Consider the following 16,252-nt stretch of genomic DNA (forward strand, 5'->3'; position numbering starts at 1 on the left):
ACGGACCGGCCCGAGCGGCCGGTCCGTACCCAGCATCAGGCGCGAACGGAGCCGAGGTCGGTGAGCCGGACGCCACCTGGGGACGGAGCCCCGATCGAGCCGCCTGTGGTCGCGTTCTCTTCCAGGCGGAGCGGTGCGGCGGGTCCGTCGTCCCGCGCACTCTGTGCGAGCTCACGCACCGCGCGGTGCTCGTCGAGCAGCCGCTGGGTGGGCGCACCGAGGGTCTGCTGCAGCACACGTTCGAGCGCTGCCCTGCCCGACGCGATGACGCCCTGCGCCCGCCGCGAGGCCAGCGCGCGCCGCATCTGCATCGCCACGAGGAACACCACGAGCGCGGTCACGGCCGCCGCGACGGCGAGCACGCCGAGCACCGTGGTCCACGTCTCCCCTGCGGGCAGCACCCCCATCGACGCCAGCACCGTCGCTATCCCGAGCAGCACGGCCACCAGCACCGCCCCGAGCGCGATCCGCCGGGTGAGGCGCTGCGTCGTCGGGCCGCGGGTGTCGAGGGTGACGGCCTGCAGCGCCGTCGCCACCGCCGTCGCGACCTCCTGGGCGCTCGCCACGCTCGACGCGAGCGACCGCTGCCAGCCGTGCTTGAGCGACTCCCCCGAGCCGGTGAGCCAGCGGGACCTGGACAGGGCTATCGAGTCCGGGTCCGGGCTGCGGAACTCGGGCGAGCCGTATCCGTTGCGCACCGCTGCGCCGACCTGCGCGGCGACCGACTCCAGCCCCGCCGCCCGCGCCAGCGCGTCCACCTCGCGCTCGAGCACCGTGTCGATGTGCCACGGCACCTCGGCCGGCGTCTGGCTCAGCAGGAGCGTCGCAGCGGCGTCCAGCTCGCCCGCCGCCCGGCCCGCCGAGACGGACCGGCGCGCCACCGTCTGCTCCAGGAGCCCGCGCAGGTCGGCGATGCCGATGTCCGTCTTGGTCGACGCCGCGACCACCGGGACGTTCTCCAGCCCGTCGTCGCGCAGCAGACGCTTGACGTCGTTGACCAGGTTGTCCCGCTGCCCGACGGGGACGGTGTCGATCTGGTTGAGCACCACGACCGTCGACGCCTGCATGCCCGACGAGTCGCGCAGGTAGCCCGTGTGCAGGGCGTCGTCGGCGTACTTCTGCGGGTCAACCACCCACACGAGCAGGTCGACGAGCGGCAGCACCTTGTCCACGACCTCCCGGTGCCCCGGGGCGACGGAGTCGTGGTCGGGCAGGTCCAGCAGCACCAGCCCGGAGAGGCTCGCCTCGTCGGTGGCGTCGAGCTCGCTGGCACGCGTGATGCGGCGCTCGCGCTCCACGCCGAGCCAGTCCAGCAGCGTCGCGGCGTCGTCGCTCCACGAGCAGGCGGTGACCTTGGCGGTGGTGGGGCGCTTGACCCCGACGTCGGCGAACGTGAGGCGGGAGATCTTGTTGAACGTGCTCGACTTGCCGGACCCGGTGCCCCCGGCGAGCGCCACCACCGTGTGGTCGACGCCGAGCGCGAGCCGTTCCCGCACACCCGCGACGGAGCTGGCGACCTTGCCGAAGACGGCGTCCTCGAGGCGTGATCCGGCGATCTGGAGCGCCCGTCCGAGGTCCTCGGTGCGTGCGCTCAGTGTCGCGTCATGGCTCGTCATGTCAGCCTCCTGAGCTCGGCCAGCCGCACGCGGAGCGGAGCGGCCGCGTCGTCGGCTAAGGCGGGGACGTCAAGGGCACTCTGGACAGAACGGGCCTCTTCCGCAACCGCTAGCGCTACCTTGTCGGCAAGTTCGCCCTGTAGTTCCTCGATGGCCTCGCTCGCGGTCTCGCCGAGGACCCGGTCGACGAGCCGTGCGGAGTCGTCGTTCCCGAGCGCCGTGGCCAGCAGCAGGGCGGCGAGGCCGGTGTCGCCGAACGCCTTGCGGGCGCCCGCTGCTCGAGCCGGTGCATCGGGTTCGGTGCTCTCGGTGGCCGAACCGTCCATGCGCGCGACAAGGTCGTCGGCCAGCCGGGACCACTCGGTGGCGTGCGACTCCCCCCAGGTGCGGCGCTCCTTGGCGCGGGCGGCGGCGTCCGCGCCGAGGAGCGTCTCTCCGGCCGGTGGTGCGCCAGGTCCGGCGAGGACGGCCCGCAGGCTCTCCTCGGTGCGGACGCCGGCCGCGACGAGGGCACGGACGGCGGTGGCCTCGACCTCCTCGCGCAGCCCGACGAGCACCGCCTCCCGGTTCTTGCCCGCGCGCTTGGTCGTCCGCGCGATACCGTCGCGGACCGTGACCCGGGAGATGTGCCTGGTGCTGGCCAGCTCGGCGAACCGCGCGGCGACCGTGCCCTCGCCGGCCGCGCCGGACAGCACGGCGGTGCGCGCCGCAAGCTGCTCGTCCGGGACCACCGAGTTCACGGCGTTGCGCAGGTCGAAGGCGGTGGTGCCCTGCTCCTCCACCGCGGCGACGAGGCCCATCACCCATTCCGGGAGCGCGCCGAGCGCGCCCTTGAGCGTGCGCAGGATGATCGTGCGCGAACGTTCGGGCCCGGCCATCAGGCCGAGCCAGCGCTGGATGGGTTCGACCAGCTTGGGCGCGAGGAGGCCTTCGTGCGGCCCGACGTCGGGCACGATGAACAGCGGGACGTCCTTCATGCCCCGCTCCTTCATCCGCGAGTTGAGGTCCGCGCGGACCGTCGTCAGGTTCTCCTTCGGCACCCGGTTGAGGACCATCGCGACGCTCGCGCCGCGCTCCCTGGCACGGTCCAGTGCCTGCCAGGGCAGGGCGTCGCCGTAGCGGGCCGCTGTGGTGACGAACAGCCAGAGGTCGGCGGCTTCGAGCAGCTGGTGGGCGGTGGAGCGGTTCTCCGAGAGGAACGAGTCCAGGTCGGGCGCGTCCATCAGCGCGGTCCCGCGCGGCACGCCCTCGTGCTTGACGAGCCGGGCCAGCTCGGTGACCGGGCCGGGCGTGAGCGTGTCGACGTCGCGCGGGTGCACGCCCACCACCGGTTCGCGGGTGGTCGGCCGCAGCACCCCGGCCTCCGAGACCTCTTCGCGCAGCAGGCTGTTGAACAGGGTGGACTTGCCGGCTCCGGTGGAGCCCGCCAGCACGACGACGGCGGGGCTGGACAGCTCGGCGAGGCGCGGCAGCAGGTGTTCGTCGAGCTGCGCCAGGAGTCGTTCGCGGGAGGCTTCGGCTTCTTCGGCGCTGTCGATGGGAAGGGGCAGGGTCGCGGCGGCGACGTCGCGACGCAGATCTCGTACGACGTCGTGCACCGTGAAGCCGAGCTGCTCCGCAACGTTCGGGTCCACACCACCCCGACGGCCGAGCACTGCGGAGCGTGTTCCTGGAGTCACGGCTTCATCCTGATAGGTCAAGATCGTTCTGCCAACCGTGCCGCGCGGTTTGGTGTGCAGAAAGACAGGTGTCGGTCGACCCGCCGGAGTGAGCTACGCACACTCCCAAGCGGCAGTTTGGTGCCCCCGGCAGGATTCGAACCCGCGACCTAGTCATTAGAAGGGACCCGCTCTATCCAACTGAGCTACGGAGGCAAGTGGTGCCGAGTTTAGCGTAGGTGAAGCAGGTCTTGACCATGCCAAACAGAGACAGACCCGCACGACGGCGGAGCGGCGCGCGTCGCTGCGAGCCAGGCCCCTTGCCCTTCCCGACACCCGTGCATATGGTCATGTTTCCCGACTTCCATCGATTGAGGGGTCAAAGATGACGAATGATCTTCAGAAGTTGAGCCGTCGCCACCTGCTCCAGGCCGCCGGGGCGGCCGCGCTCGCCGTGACGTCCGGCGCCACCGTCGCGTCGGCCACCACGGCGGCCGCCACGCCGGCCGCCGTGCCGACCAGCCCTGGCGCGCGTCCGGTACCGCCGGGCAAGATCGGGTTCGGCCTGTACTCGGTGCGGACGATGCTGGCCGAGGACCCGGAGGGCACCCTCGCGATGCTCGCCGACGCGGGCTACAGCGAGATCGAGCCCGCGTACGACTACGGCAACCGCACCCCTGAGCAGTTCAGGGCGATCGCGGACGACAACGGTCTCCGCGTCATCGGCAGCCACCACAACCCGAGCGACTTCCGCGGTGCTCAGGCCGAGGTGACCTTCGAGCGGGCGGTGACGCTCGGTCAGCAGTACGTCGGGGTGTCCTACATGGACGGCGCGCAGACCGCCGACGGGTACCGCCGGATGGCCGACGAGATGAACCAGTGGGGCGAGGCGGCGCAGAGCTACGGGCTGCGCTGGTACGCGCACCTTCATGACAACGAGTTCCACGACGACCCGGTGACCGGCGAGCGGCTGTTCGACGTCTGGCTCGAACGTGCCGACCCGCAGCTCGTCTGGTTCGAGCTGGACCTCTACTGGATCCTCCGGGCCGGTGTGGACCCGGGGCCGTACCTTGACGCCTACGAGAGGCGGTTCCCGCTTCTCCACCTGAAGGACGGGACGCCCACCGAGGGCATCGAGACCGATCTCGGCGCCGGCACGGTCGACTTCCCGGGGATCCTGTCGCACCTGCGGCACCCGGGCGCACACAGCTACATCATCGAGCGCGACGAGCAGCCGCACCCGGTACGGACAGCCAACGCCTCCTACGACTACCTTCGCAGCGTGCGCTTCACGCCGCTGAAGTAGGCCTGCGGCCGTTGCGTGCGGCACCGGCCGCCGCACGCAACGGCGTCGCTCAGCGGCCGAGCCTGCTCGGCGCACCTATCTGAGGAGACTGCATGGACGCGCTCGACCTCCAGCGTGCTTACCTGGACCTCACGACACCGCATGTCGCCGACGCGATGGTGCGCCTGGGCATCGCCGTCCGCCAGGCGCCCCCGGACGTCCGTCCGCTCTGGGCCGACACGCACATCGTCGGCCGCGCCCGGCCGGCGCGACATGTCGGCAGCGTCGACGTGTTCCTCGAAGCCATCGAATGCGGTGAGCCGGGAGACGTCCTCGTGGTGGACAACGACGGCCGAGACGACGAGGCATGCGTCGGAGACCTCATCACCCTCGAGATCCAGCGTGCCGGGCTCGGCGGGATCGTGATCTGGGGGCTGCACCGCGACTCGCGCGAGCTGCGCACCATCCGCCTCCCTGTGTTCAGCCAGGGCACCGTCCCCGCCGGCCCGCAGCGCCTCGATCCCCAGCAGGTCGACGCGCTCACCGCCGCGCGGTTCGGCGACCATACGGTCACGGCCGACGACTTCGTGCTCGGCGATGATGACGGCGTGCTGTTCCTCCCCCTCGACCGCGCGGCCGACATCGCGGAGCTCGCGGTCACGATCCGCGACACCGAACGCCGCCAGGCCATACGCATGAACCTCGGCACCAGCCTCCGCGAGCAGACCAGGTTCACCGCCTACCTCGCCGCACGTGACCGCGACGGCACGACCTTCCGCCAGCACCTCCGCGCCATCGGCGGGGCCATCGAGGAGTGAGTCGGCGCGGCCGCCGGACCGATCGCCGAGCCGGACGAGTGTCAGACGCGCCACGTAGCCTTCCCGCATGCCCTCCGGAACCACAGAGATCGCCCCCGACGTCGCGCGTCGGCTGCGCCTGCGCACGCAAGGGCTGTGGCGGCACGACGGCGGGGCGGTCGCCCCGGAGCCGTCACCCGTCGACGTCGTCCGGCGGATGGTCGCGCTCCAGGGCCAGGACCTGCCCGCCGTGCTCCGGGCGATCGCGATCCGGTCCCGCACGGGCACCACGGTCGAGGACGTGCGGGCTGCGTTCGACGCCGGCGACCTGGTGCGTGGCTGGACCCAGCGCGGCACCCTGTTCGCGACCACACCGGCCGACCTCACCGCCCTCGTCTCGCTGACGGGCGAGCGGGTGACCCAGCTGGGCCGGCGCACCCGCGAGACCGAGGGGCTGGACGACGTCGTCATGGCCCGAGCGGAGGCCGTCACCCGCGAGGCGCTCGCGGCGCCCGGCAACGTCGGCGGGATCACGCGTGCCGAGATGCTCGACCTGTGGCGGCAGGCCGGCGTGGCCGTCGAAGGCCAGCGCGGCTACCACCTGATCGTCTCCCTGGCGCTCCGCGGGGTACTGCACTGGGGTCCGTTCGCCGGAACGCAGCAGCTGATGGTCGCAACGCCCGCCGCCGGGCACTCCGGGCTCCCTATCGAGGAACCCGGCCGTGCCCTGCGCCGCATCGCACGGTCGTACTTCACCAGCCGCGGGCCCGCGACCGTCGACGACCTCGCCTGGTGGCTCGGCCTGCCCAAGACGCCCGTGCGGGCCGCGGTGTCCGCGCTGCGCGAGGCGGAACCGGACATCCTTGTCGAGGTGATCGTGGATGGCACCGCGATGCTCGTCGGGCGGGAGCCCGATCCGCGCTGCCTCGGGGGCGGCGCCGCGGCTGGGCTCAGCTCGTGGCTCACGGAGCCCTCCGGCGTCGTGCTCGTGCCCGGGTTCGACGAGATGGTCCTGGGCTACCAGGATCGCGGCCTGATCGCCGACGCCGAGGCCATGCGGACCGTCGTCCCGTTCACCAACGGGATCTTCCGCCCGGCGGTGCTCCTGGACGGACGCCTGATCGGGACGTGGCGCCGTGTGCCGAAGTCGGACGAGGCGCCCTTCGAGCTCGTCCCGGGCGTAGGCGCCCCTGCCACGGCGGACGTCGAGGCGGCAGTGACGGCCTGGCACCTGGGCTGACCGCCGGCGGCGTCCGACGCGCTCCGCCCGAAAGCGCGTCAAGATGGAACATGCTGCTCGCTGAGGTCGCCGCCACGTCCGATGCCGTCGCCGCCACGCGCTCGCGCCTCGCCAAACGGGCGGCGATCGCCGCCCTGCTGCGCCGCACGGCCACGCGTGACCAGGCGACAGGCGACCCGGCCGCCGGAGCCCGGAGCACCACCGACGCCACGGACGACGAGATCGCCGCCGACATCGAGATCGTCGTCGCCTACCTCGCCGGCGCGCTGCGGCAACGTCGCACCGGGCTCGGCTGGGCAGCGCTGCGCGACCTCCCGCCACCGGCGACCGAGGCGACGCTCACGGTGCAGGACGTCGACGCGGCGTTCGCCGAGATGGCGGCCCTCGAAGGCACCGGGTCCGCACAGGCACGTACGTCCGCGGCCACCGCACTCTTCGGCACGGCGACCGAGCGCGAGCAGGCGTTCCTGCGCGGCCTCGTCGCGGGCGAGCTGCGGCAGGGCGCACTGGACTCGGTGGTCGTCGACGCCGTCGCCGAGGCCGCGGGCACGCCGGCGGACGCCGTCCGCCGCGCCGTCATGATGCGTGGCGCGACCGGCCCGGTCGCGAGCGCCGTGCTCCTCGCCGACGACCCGGCAGCGACGCTCGCGACGTTCACCCTCGAGGTCGGCCGGCCGGTCCGGCCCATGCTCGCCCAGTCCGCACCGGACATCGACGCCGCCTTCGAGAAGCTCGGCTCCACCGGCGAGCCCACCGAGCTGTGCGTCGACGTCAAGCTCGACGGCATCCGCGTCCAGGTACACCGGCTCGGCGACGAGGTCCGCGTCGTCACGCGGTCGCTGGACGACATCACCGAGCGCGTGCCCGAGATCGTCGAGGCCGTGCGCGCGCTCCCGTCCGACCGGCTCGTGCTCGACGGCGAGGCGCTCGCCGTCGGCCCGGACGGCGTACCGCGGCCCTTCCAGGAGACCGCCGCACGGTCAGCGACCCGGGAGGCGACGCCGGAGGCGGAGCTGGCAGCCCAGCTCCAGCTCTCCCCGTTCTTCTTCGACGTGCTGCACGCCGACGGGCGTGACCTGGTCGACGCCCCGCTCCGCGAGCGCCTCGCGGTCCTCGACGAGGTGGCGGGGTCGCACACGGTGCGCCGTCTGCTCACCTCGGACCCTGCTGCCGCCGCCGAGTTCTTCGTGGGCGCGCTGCGTGAGGGCCAGGAAGGTGTGGTGGTGAAGTCGCTCGACGCGCCGTATGCGGCCGGACGGCGAGGGGCCGGCTGGGTCAAGGTCAAGCCGCGCCAGACCCTCGATCTCGTGGTGCTGGCGGTCGAGCGGGGTTCGGGCCGTCGGCAGGGCTGGCTGTCGAACATCCACCTCGGTGCGCGCGATCCGGAGGGTGGGTTCGTGATGCTGGGCAAGACCTTCAAGGGGATGACGGACGAGATGCTGGAGTGGCAGACGGCGCGGTTCACCGACCTCGCGACGGACGACGACGGCTGGGTCGTGACCGTTCGTCCCGAGCAGGTCGTGGAGATCGCGTTCGACGGGCTGCAGCGCTCCACCCGCTACCCGGGCGGGCTGGCCCTGCGTTTCGCGCGGGTGCTGCGCTACCGCGACGACAAGAGCGCGACGGAGGCGGACACGATCGAGGCGGTGCGGTCCCTGGCGGGTGGCTCGGCCTGACCATGTAGCTGCTGCCATTTTCCGGCCAGAACTGGCAGCAGCTACATGGTCACTTTGCGGCCCGCTGGACGGTCGTTGGCAGATATCTGACTTATCCCTAGATTGTGGTCAGCCCGGGGTGGCGATCCGCCCGACGACGAGCGAGGGGAACGCATGAGTGACATCCGGCAGGCCCGCAGGTGGTTCGACGGCGCGGCGTTCCGACAGGATCTCCGGGCGGCGTGGCTCGACGCCTCGATCGCGCTCCTCATCACCCTGGCGATCTTCGCCTGGCTCACCTGGCGCATCCACGCGGGGACGTCGCCGACGATCGACGTCATACCGACCTTTGCCGGCGGCGCCGGTGCGTACTGGATGTACTGGATGTGCCAGGCGTTCGGCTGGTCGGGGCTGCTGTGGGCGTGGATCACCGTGCTGCTCGGCCTGGTGCGCTCCAGCCGCCCGCAGCCGTGGTTCCCGCTGACGCCCGCGACCGTCGAGAAGCTGCACCGCACCACCAGCCTGACGACGATCGTGCTGATGTTCGCGCACGCGTTCTGGTTCTTCGCCGAGGAGGTACGGGGCAACGCGGAGGGGCTCGGCCCCGTCAGCCGTGTCTGGTCCGCCTTCCTGAACGTCTTCGTTCCCGGCGTCTACCCCAGCGGCACCGGCGTGATCGCGATCCTCATCGGCCTGCTGGCCCTGTACCTGTCGGTCCCGCTCGGTCTGGCCTACTACGCCCGGCGGCGGATCGGCGCCCGGACCTGGCGCGTGCTGCACTCCTCGATCATCGTCGTCTACGTGCTGAGCGTCTGGCACACGCTCCTGTACGGCACGAACGTCTGGTTCGACGGCTGGTTCCGCACCACGATGTGGCTGCTGCAGCTGCCCGTCGCCGCGTTGCTGTTGATCCGTCTCCTGGCGCCGGCATACCGGCCGCGGAGTGGCGTCCTGGACGCCCTGGGCCGCTGGGCCGCCCGCACTGCCGTGGCGACCACCGTCGTCGTCCTGCTGGCCGTAGCGGGGTCGGGGCGGGACGGCGGCCGGACTCCCGGCGTCGACGGCGCCGGGCTCAACGTCACCCAGGCCATGGTGTGGGCGGGGCTCGTGGTGTTCCTCATCGTGGTCGGAGTCGCGGTGGTTCGCGCGCACCGCGTCGCCGCGCGGGAGCGCAGCAGAACCCGAATTTCATCCGAGACATATCTCGACAGATAGTTACATATCCGGCATTGTTCGAGCAGACCAACCTGTACCCGACCCAGACGGGCACACGATGAGCTCAACCACGATCGACGGCATCGCCGACACCGGCGACGCCGTCGGCGGTGCTGCCGCCCACCGCCCCTTGAAGCTCGACGACCCTGCGACGGTCACCGCCGTCGCCGACCTGATCGCGTCGCAGGACGCGGGCGCCGTCCACGCGCGGCTTCGCGAGGAGTGGGGCGACCTCGCTCCCGTCGAGCTGGAGCCCGGCGCCCGCGCCTGGCTCGTGACGGAGTACCGGACCATCGTCGCGATGGCCCGCGACCAGTTTCCCCTCACGACGGCGACCGGGACCTGGAGCGGTCACGACGCGCCCTCCGCGGGCTCTCCCTTGCTACGGCCCTTCGCGACAGCCCACCGGCAGACGGTGGAGCAGGCGGACGGAACCCTGCACAGCAGGCTCCGCACGCCGCTCGACGAGGTGCTCGGCGTGATCGACGACGCGGAGGTCGCCAGGACCACGCGCGAGAGGTGCGAGGAGCTCATCGACCGGTTCGCCGCGACCGGTGTGGCCGACCTGGTACGCGAGTACGTGGCGCCGATGCCGCACCTGACGCTCGGTGCCGTCCTCGGGTTCGACGCGGGGACCGCCGAGCAGGTGTTCGAGGCCGCGGCACGCCGAGCGGCGGACCGGGATACCGCATCCGCCGTGCAGGAGGTGAGCTTCCTGCTCTCCGGGCAGACGGCGGCCCGCCGACCCGACGGCACGCCCACCCCCGCCGGCCGGCTCGCGCGGCATGCCTCGTACGAGAGCACCGCGGAGGCGGCGCTCGGCCTCCTGTCGCTCACGGCGACCGCGGCCCTCGGCCTGCGGGCCTGGCTGGCACAGACGCTCTACCTCTCCCTGACCGACGAGCGGTTCGCCAGGCGGCTCGCGGGCGGGCGGCTCGGGACCGACGAAGCGCTCGACGAGGTGCTGTGGACCGCGTCGCCGGTGAGCACGCTGGCGCCGCGGATCGCCGCCGAGGACTTCCTGCTCGACGGCAAGCTCGTACAGCGCGGGGACGCGATGCTGCTCGCTGTCGGCGCGGTCGGCTCGGACCCGAGCATCCGCGGCGACGACCCGTGGGACGGTTCCGGCCGCCGGGCCCACCTCACGTTCGGGGTGGGCGCCCACGCGTGCCCCGCGCCGCACCTGGCCCGGCTGATCGTCCGGACCGCGGCCGAGACTCTGCATCGCCGCCTCAGCCCCGCGCTCGCGATGCCCGCGGACGAGCTCCGGTGGGTACCGGACTTCCGTTTTCGCCTGCTGGAGGCGCTTCCGGTCGTCTTCCGCCCCGAGCACCACGCCCCGCCGTCCGCTCCCTGAACCTCGCGGACGCCGCGCGACCCGCGCCTGCTGAACACGTTCGACGTGCTGGACGCGGAGCCCAGGGCGGAGATGTGACGCCTGCCGGCGCGATGACGTGGGGCGGGGCTGCTCACCGGAAGGTGGCCGGGGCAGCGTCCCGCAGCAGCCGCGCGTAGGGGTGCTGCGGGTCGTCGAAGACGGTCGCGGCCGGGCCCGACGCGACGATGCGGCCCTCCTGCAGCACCGCGAGGTCGTCGCTCATGTGCAGCGCCACCCCGAGGTCGTGGGTGATGAGGAGGTAGGCGAGGTTCCGCTCGCGCTGGAGCCGGTCGAGCAGATCGAGCACCTGTGCCTGGACCGACACGTCGAGCGCCGAGACGGGCTCGTCGAGGATCAGGACCCGGGGATCGGCCGCGAGCGCCCGCGCGACCGAGACGCGCTGACGCTGCCCGCCGGACAGGTGCAGCGGCCGGCGGGTGGCCAGGGCAGGGTCGAGACCGACGGTGTCCAGCAGCTCCGCGATCTGGGCGCGTACCGGCGCCGGCCGGACCGTCCGGCCGTGGGTGAGCGCGTCCGCGAGGACGGCGCCGACGCTCCAGCGCGGGTCGAACGAGCTGAGGGCGTCCTGGAACACCGCGCTGACGAGCGACCGGCGGGGGCGTCGGCGGGCCTCCGGGAGCTGGCTCCACGGCTGGCCGAGCAGGGTGACCTCGCCGGCGTCGGGCCGTTCGAGCCCGAGGAGGAGCCGGGCGGTGGTGGACTTGCCGGAGCCGGACTCGCCGATCAGGCCGAGGGTCCGTCCGGCGCGGAGGGTGAAGGAGACGTCGTCGGCCGCGACGATCTCCCGCCCGCCCACGTGAAAGGTCCGCGCGAGCCCTGCGGCTTCAAGCAGCACGTCCCCCTGAGTGCCCACGTCGTCGAACGTAGGCCTGGTCGCTTCATCAGCGGTCATGCCGCGACCACCCCTACGTTCGGCACCGGCTGTGGGGCCGACGGCGGGGTCGACGGCGGCCGGGACGTCTCCCGAGAGGGGCGTGCCGCGGGGGTGGCCCGCGGGGACGGCGGCGACGAGCTTGCGGGTGTAGGCGTGCCGGGGCCGCTCGAACACCTCGGCCGGGGTCCCCTCCTCGACCACGACGCCGTCGGTCATGACGAGCACCCGGTCGGCGATACCCCGCACGACGGACAGATCGTGGCTGATGAGCAGCACCGCGGTGCCGTCGTCGCGCAGCTGACCCAGCAGCCGGAGCACCCCGGCCTGGACCGGCTGGTCGAGGGCTGTGGTCGGCTCGTCGGCGATGACGAGCTCTGGTTCGCCCGCGATGCCGGAGGCGATGAGGGCCCGCTGGCGCTGCCCACCGGAGAGCTGGCCGGGGCGCTGGCGGGCGCGCAGCGCGGCGTCGGGCAGGCCCACCCGGTCCAGGAGCTCGACGGTGCGGGCGTGGCGCGCGGCGGCGCCGAGGTTCGTGTGCAGGGCGAGCGTGTCCCCGATCTCCCGGCCGACGGGGCGCAGCGGGTCAAGGGAGACGAGCGCGTCCTGCGCGATCAGGCCGACGGTGCCGCCGCGCAGGCGGCGCAGGGCTCGTCCGGACAGCGTGAGCACGTCCTGCCCGGCGACGGTCAGCTCCGCGGCCGAGACCCGTGCGCTCTCCCCCGCAAGGCCGACGATGCTGCGCGCCGTGACGCTCTTGCCCGAGCCGGACTCGCCGACGATCGCCACGCACTCGCCGGCCGCAACGTGGAAGCTGATGCCGTCGACGACGCGCCGCTCACCCCGGCGGCCCGCCCCGCGGCGGTCCGGGAAGGCGACGACCAGGTCCCGCACGTTCAGCACGGGGTCGGCCGGCACCGGCGCCGTCGGCTCCGTCAGTTCCGGCTCCGTCATACGGCACTCCTGTTCCGCTTCTGGATGCCGCGCCCGATGACGGTGGCGGCAGCCGCGCTGGCGACGATCGCGAGGCCGGGGAAGAACGTCATCCACCAGAAGTTCGCGATGTAGGTGCGACCGGCGGCGAGCATCGCGCCCCACTCCGCGGCGGGCGGTACTGCGCCCAGGCCGAGGTAGCTCAGGGACGACACCCAGATGATCGCCTGCCCGAGCCCGAGGGTCGCGAGCACGAACAGCGCGGCGGTGACGTTCGGCAGGATGTGGCGGGCCACGATCCACAGCCGGCCGCGCCCCAGCACGCGCGCCGCCTCGACGAACTCGGCGGACGCCGTCCGGCGCACCTGGGACCGGATGATGCGCGCGTACCCGGGGGCGGTGGCCAGGCCGACGGCGATGGTCGAGCTCAGCACGCCCGGCCCCGTGACGACGATGAAGAGCAGCGCGAGCAGCAGTCCGGGGAAGGCGAAGAGCACCTCGACCACCCGGGTGGTTCCGAAGTCGAGCCAGCGTGGGCCGAGGCCCGCGACGAAGCCGAGGACTATCGCGAGGCCGATGCCGATCGCCGTCGCCAGGACGCCGATCAGGAGCGACTCGGACGCGCCGTGGACCACGCGGGTGTAGATGTCGCGGCCGGACTCGTCGGTCCCGAACAGGTGCGCGGTCGACGGGCCCTGGAAGGCGTCGGCGGGCGCGGTGGCGAGCGGGTCACCAGGGGCGAGCAGGTTCGGCCAGAGCGCGGCGACGAGGAGGAGGACCAGGACCACGCCGGCGAGCACCTCGCCGGCGGTCGGCCGGAAGGTGGGGGCGCCGACGACGGCGGAGCGCGGTCCGCTCATGCCGTCACCGCCCGGGTGCGCGGGTCGATGGCCCGGTCGGCGAGGTCGGTCACGAGCGTCATGACCGTGTAGGCGAGCGCGACCACGAGCACGATGCCGGTGACCAGCGTGACGTCGCGCAGCTGGACCGCCGACAGGAGGCTGCGGCCGAGGCCCTGGCGGGCGAAGACCGCCTCGACGACGACGGCGCCGCTGATCAGCGACCCGAACGCCCAGCCGGAGAGCCCGACGGCGGGGATCGCCGCGTGCCGCAGGGTGTGCCGCCAGAAGATCCGGACCTCGCTCTCGCCGCGAGCCCGGGCGGTGGTGACGAACGGCGACTCCATGGCGGTCAGCAGGGACTCGCGCATGACCTGGCCGAGGAACCCGGCCAGCGGGATCGCCAGGGTGAGCGCGGGCAGCACGATGCCGAGCGGTCCGGGCACGCTGACCGGCGGCAGGACGCCGAGGGTCAGGCTGAAGAAGAGGATCAGGACGGTCGCGAGCCAGAAGTGCGGCACGGCGGCCGCCACCAGCTCGAGCCCTGAGCCGATGGCCCAGGCGACCCGACCGCCCCGCACGCTCCAGGCAGCGAGCGCGCACGCGAGCGCCCAGGCGAGCGCGAGGGAGCACAGCGCGAGGGTGAGCGTGGCCCCGAACTGCTCACCGATCGCCGTCGCCACTGGCTTGTGCAGCGAGTACGACTGCCCGAGGTCGCCGGTCAGCAGCCGGCCGAGGTAGGTGAGGTACTGCACCGCGAGCGGCTGGTCGAGACCGTACTCGCGGCGGACCTGCTCCAGCGCCTCCGGACCCGCCTGCGAGCCGGGGCCCCCGAGGATCGCCTGGGCCGGGTCGCCGGGGATAAGCCGGAGCGCGAAGAACGTGATGGTCGCGGCGGCCCAGAGCACGAACACCACGCCGCCCGCGCGCAGGAGCAGCCAGCGCCGGTTGCCCGGCGCCGGCCTGCTGCGCGCCCCGGTGGTGGGGACGGGAAGCGTCAAGGCGTCAGCCAGGCCTCGGCGAACGTCGGCGTCGACACCGTCGGCATCGCCCGCAGACCCTGCACGGTCGACGAGTAGAGGAAGTGGTTCTGCTGGTCGTACAGGGGCAGGATGTAGTACCCCTCGAGGATGATCCGCTGGGCCTGCTCGTAGAGGCTCTCGCGGTCGTCCGGGTTGCTCGTCGTGGAGGCCCGGGTGAGCAGGTCGTCGACCGCTGGGTCGTCCACCTGGGCGAGGTTCGCGAAGTAGCCGCTCGGCGCCGGCTCGATGCTGGCCGAGTGGTACAGGATCCGCAGCACGTCCGGGCCGACCTTCGTGTACGGGGCGCTCACGAGGTCGTAGTCGTTCTCGGCGAGCGCGCCGTACCAGCTCGACAGGTCGAGCGGGTGGAGCTTGATCTCGAAGCCCGCCGTCTTGGCGTCCGCCTGGATCTGCTCGAACAGGGACTGCTCGGCCGGGATGGACTGGTTGGTGCTCACCGGGAAGTCGAGGGTGAGGCGCTCGCCGTCCTTGACGCGGTAGCCCTCGGCGTCGCGCTCGGCCCAGCCTGCCTCGTCCAGCAGGCTCGCCGCGGCGTCGGTGTCGACGGTGAAGAGCTCGGGCAGGCTCAGCCCCAGCGGCTCGACGCTGGACAGCGGTGAGTACGACCGCTCGGCGGTCCCGAAGAACAGGCCCTCGATGCCGTCGTCCACGTTCACCGAACGGATGAACGCCTCGCGGACGCGCTCGTCGTCGAACGGCGCCTTGCTGGAGTTGAGCTCGATCCGGTTGGCGGCGCCGGGGCGGGGCGCGTCCAGCTCCTCGATCGCCTCGTCGGACTCGGCCGACTGGATGGTGTCGGGCTGCGCGTTGTCGATGACCTGCACCTCACCGGACTGGAGCGCGGCGTAGCGGCTCGCGGAGTCGGGGATGAACCGCCACACGATCGAGTCGAGGTACGGGAGGCCGGTGCCCTCGGCGTCCACGGGCACATCGGCGGGCGGAGAGTTGTAGTCCTCGTTCCGGACGAGCGTCACCGAGTCCTGGCGCTCCCACTCGTCGACGACGAACGGGCCGGTGCCGACCGGTGCCGCGCAGTTCTCGTCCTGGCTGCGCTCCAGGGCCTTCGGCGACTCCATGGCCACCCAGACCTGCGAGAGCGACTCCAGCAGCGCGCTGTCCGGCGCGCTCAGCTCCAGGCGGACCGTGTGGTCGTCGACGACCACGACGTCCTCGACCTTCGCCAGCGCGAGATAACCGGTGGACGACGCCGTCGCGGGGTCCTGCACGTGCGCGATGTTGGCGGCGACCGCCTCGGCGTCGAACGGCGTGCCGTCCGTGAACGTCACGTCCTCGCGGAGGGTGAACTCCCACGCCATCCCGTCGTCGCTCTCCTGCCACTCGGTGGCGAGCCACGGGATGACCTCGCCGTCCTCGTTCAGCGAGACGAGCGACTCGAGGTACTGGGTCGCGATGAGCGCCTGCGGGTAGTTGCCGCCGACGTGCGGGTCGAGGCACGAGGGTTCGGCGTCACCCGACGCGTAGGTGAGCGTTCCCCCGGTGACGGGTTCGCCGGTCGGCTCGCTGGTCGACCCGCCACCGGTGGAGCAGGCGGCGACCAGGAAGAGGGTGGCGGCAGCCGCGACAGCTGCGAGGACTGCACGCGAACGGGGAGTCCGGCGCGATGGCATGGTCATGTGCTTCCTTGCAGGGAACGGAGCGCGGTCGCTCGGGGTGCTGGACGGGATCCACTGGTGGTGCCAA

12 protein-coding genes and 1 tRNA gene are annotated in these 16,252 nt (G+C 72.6%); 6 read left to right on the plus strand and 7 right to left on the minus strand.

Annotated elements, in window-relative coordinates:
• Positions 1–35: 35 nt before the first annotated feature.
• From AB0F40_RS11275 to AB0F40_RS11285, 3 genes are all read right to left on the minus strand, one after another.
• A complete protein-coding gene (locus AB0F40_RS11275) occupies positions 36–1,616 on the minus strand; it encodes a GTP-binding protein (RefSeq protein ID WP_357466728.1) in 1,581 nt (526 codons plus the stop codon).
• Entirely contained in the window at positions 1,613–3,295 is a 1,683-nt protein-coding gene (locus AB0F40_RS11280; RefSeq protein ID WP_357466730.1) for a GTPase, read from the minus strand. Before AB0F40_RS11280 ends, AB0F40_RS11275 begins: the two co-directional genes overlap by 4 nt.
• Before the next feature lie 118 nt (positions 3,296–3,413).
• Positions 3,414–3,490: transfer RNA gene (locus AB0F40_RS11285), tRNA-Arg, on the minus strand.
• 169 nt (positions 3,491–3,659) lie between these two features.
• Here AB0F40_RS11285 and AB0F40_RS11290 point away from each other — a divergent pair.
• The 6 genes from AB0F40_RS11290 to AB0F40_RS11315 all read left to right on the plus strand — a co-directional run bounded on the left by AB0F40_RS11290 (position 3,660) and on the right by AB0F40_RS11315 (position 10,823).
• Positions 3,660–4,580: a TIM barrel protein gene (locus tag AB0F40_RS11290; protein ID WP_357466732.1), complete on the plus strand. Its 921-nt coding sequence runs from the start codon at positions 3,660–3,662 to the stop codon at positions 4,578–4,580.
• A 92-nt stretch (positions 4,581–4,672) separates the two neighbouring features.
• Positions 4,673–5,377 (plus strand): RraA family protein, encoded by a 705-nt coding sequence (locus tag AB0F40_RS11295; protein ID WP_357466734.1) that lies wholly within the window; start codon positions 4,673–4,675, stop codon positions 5,375–5,377.
• Between the two features lie 67 nt (positions 5,378–5,444).
• Positions 5,445–6,596: a winged helix DNA-binding domain-containing protein gene (locus AB0F40_RS11300; RefSeq protein ID WP_357466736.1), complete on the plus strand. Its 1,152-nt coding sequence runs from the start codon at positions 5,445–5,447 to the stop codon at positions 6,594–6,596.
• A gap of 50 nt (positions 6,597–6,646) precedes the next feature.
• Entirely contained in the window at positions 6,647–8,272 is a 1,626-nt protein-coding gene (locus AB0F40_RS11305) for an ATP-dependent DNA ligase (RefSeq protein WP_357466738.1), read from the plus strand.
• A gap of 153 nt (positions 8,273–8,425) precedes the next feature.
• The gene (locus AB0F40_RS11310; protein WP_357466740.1) at positions 8,426–9,466 is read left to right on the plus strand and encodes a ferric reductase-like transmembrane domain-containing protein; all 1,041 of its coding nucleotides are present in this window, start codon (positions 8,426–8,428) and stop codon (positions 9,464–9,466) included.
• Positions 9,467–9,524: 58 nt separating this feature from the next.
• Positions 9,525–10,823, plus strand: a complete 1,299-nt coding sequence (locus tag AB0F40_RS11315) for a hypothetical protein (RefSeq protein WP_357466742.1) — start codon at positions 9,525–9,527, stop codon at positions 10,821–10,823.
• Positions 10,824–10,935: 112 nt separating this feature from the next.
• Here the strand turns inward: AB0F40_RS11315 and AB0F40_RS11320 are convergent, their stop codons facing one another.
• From AB0F40_RS11320 to AB0F40_RS11335, 4 genes are read right to left on the minus strand one after another with little or no spacing between them, the layout of a single operon-like run.
• Positions 10,936–12,690: an ABC transporter ATP-binding protein gene (locus AB0F40_RS11320; protein ID WP_357466744.1), complete on the minus strand. Its 1,755-nt coding sequence runs from the start codon at positions 12,688–12,690 to the stop codon at positions 10,936–10,938.
• Positions 12,687–13,529, minus strand: coding sequence for an ABC transporter permease (locus tag AB0F40_RS11325; RefSeq protein ID WP_357466746.1), 843 nt, complete (start codon positions 13,527–13,529; stop codon positions 12,687–12,689). The genes AB0F40_RS11320 and AB0F40_RS11325 overlap by 4 nt, the downstream gene beginning before the upstream one ends.
• A complete protein-coding gene (locus AB0F40_RS11330) occupies positions 13,526–14,509 on the minus strand; it encodes an ABC transporter permease (protein WP_357466748.1) in 984 nt (327 codons plus the stop codon). The genes AB0F40_RS11325 and AB0F40_RS11330 overlap by 4 nt, the downstream gene beginning before the upstream one ends.
• Positions 14,506–16,179: an ABC transporter substrate-binding protein gene (locus tag AB0F40_RS11335; protein WP_357466822.1), complete on the minus strand. Its 1,674-nt coding sequence runs from the start codon at positions 16,177–16,179 to the stop codon at positions 14,506–14,508. The genes AB0F40_RS11330 and AB0F40_RS11335 overlap by 4 nt, the downstream gene beginning before the upstream one ends.
• Positions 16,180–16,252 lie beyond the last annotated feature (73 nt).

The sequence above is a fragment of the Promicromonospora sp. NPDC023987 genome, assembly GCF_040639055.1.
Taxonomy (GTDB): domain Bacteria; phylum Actinomycetota; class Actinomycetes; order Actinomycetales; family Cellulomonadaceae; genus Promicromonospora.

Bases quoted from the DNA above. Each gene is read 5' to 3' on its own strand.
- AB0F40_RS11315 (WP_357466742.1), top strand. From the start codon at position 9,525: ATGAGCTCAACCACGATCGACGGCATCGCCGACACCGGCGACGCCGTC.
- AB0F40_RS11325 (WP_357466746.1), bottom strand. From the start codon at position 13,529: ATGAGCGGACCGCGCTCCGCCGTCGTCGGCGCCCCCACCTTCCGGCCG.
- AB0F40_RS11320 (WP_357466744.1), bottom strand. From the start codon at position 12,690: ATGACGGAGCCGGAACTGACGGAGCCGACGGCGCCGGTGCCGGCCGAC.
- AB0F40_RS11335 (WP_357466822.1), bottom strand. From the start codon at position 16,179: ATGCCATCGCGCCGGACTCCCCGTTCGCGTGCAGTCCTCGCAGCTGTC.
- AB0F40_RS11295 (WP_357466734.1), top strand. From the start codon at position 4,673: ATGGACGCGCTCGACCTCCAGCGTGCTTACCTGGACCTCACGACACCG.
- AB0F40_RS11275 (WP_357466728.1), bottom strand. From the start codon at position 1,616: ATGACGAGCCATGACGCGACACTGAGCGCACGCACCGAGGACCTCGGA.
- AB0F40_RS11290 (WP_357466732.1), top strand. From the start codon at position 3,660: ATGACGAATGATCTTCAGAAGTTGAGCCGTCGCCACCTGCTCCAGGCC.
- AB0F40_RS11305 (WP_357466738.1), top strand. From the start codon at position 6,647: ATGCTGCTCGCTGAGGTCGCCGCCACGTCCGATGCCGTCGCCGCCACG.
- AB0F40_RS11310 (WP_357466740.1), top strand. From the start codon at position 8,426: ATGAGTGACATCCGGCAGGCCCGCAGGTGGTTCGACGGCGCGGCGTTC.
- AB0F40_RS11300 (WP_357466736.1), top strand. From the start codon at position 5,445: ATGCCCTCCGGAACCACAGAGATCGCCCCCGACGTCGCGCGTCGGCTG.